Here is a 681-nt window from a genome sequence, read left to right as displayed (position 1 = left end):
GCCGAGCGCCGCCGAGCGGGCCGCCGCGACCGCGACCGCCGCCCGGCTGCTCGCGCCGCTGCTGCCCGAGCCGCTGGACCACGTGCTGCTCCAGGCCGACCTGACGGCGGTGGCGCCGGGGCCGCTGGAGCGTCCGCTCGCGGACACGCTGGGGGTGCTCGCGGACGTGGAGTCGAGGGGCGGGGCGACCGTCTACCGGTTCACGCCGGGCTCGGTGCGCCGCGCGCTGGACGCCGGCCGGACCGCCGCCGACCTGCACGCCTTCCTCGCCCGCCACTCCCGTACGCCGGTGCCGCAGCCGCTGACGTATCTGATCGACGACGTGGCCCGCCGGCACGGGCAGCTGCGGGTCGGGGCCGCCTCGGCGTACGTGCGCTGCGACGACGACGCGACGCTGGACGAGATCCTCGCCGACAAGCGGGCCGCCGGCCTCGGTCTGCGCCGGCTCGCGCCGACCGTGCTGGCCGCGGGGGCCGACCCGGCGGGGCTGCTTGAGGGGCTGCGCGCGATGGGGTTCGCGCCGGCCGCCGAGTCCGCCGGGGGCGATGTGCTGATCTCCCGCGCCGACGCCCACCGCACACCGCCGCGTGCGGCGCCGGCGCCGGTCCCGGACGGCCCGCCGGTGCCGGACGACACGCTGCTGGCGGCGGCGATCCGCGCGGTGCGGGCCGGTGACCTGGC

At 80.0% G+C, this 681-nt stretch carries 1 protein-coding gene; it reads left to right on the top strand.

From position 1 onward, the window contains the following. A partial coding sequence (locus tag GTW67_RS35860; RefSeq protein WP_161168887.1) for a helicase-associated domain-containing protein occupies positions 1–681 on the top strand: 681 nt, incomplete at both ends.

The organism is Streptomyces sp. SID5910 (assembly GCF_009862125.1).
GTDB lineage: Bacteria > Actinomycetota > Actinomycetes > Streptomycetales > Streptomycetaceae > Streptomyces.
The sequence above is the reverse complement of the archived record's forward strand: the minus strand, read 5'-3'. Positions and strand labels throughout refer to the sequence as shown.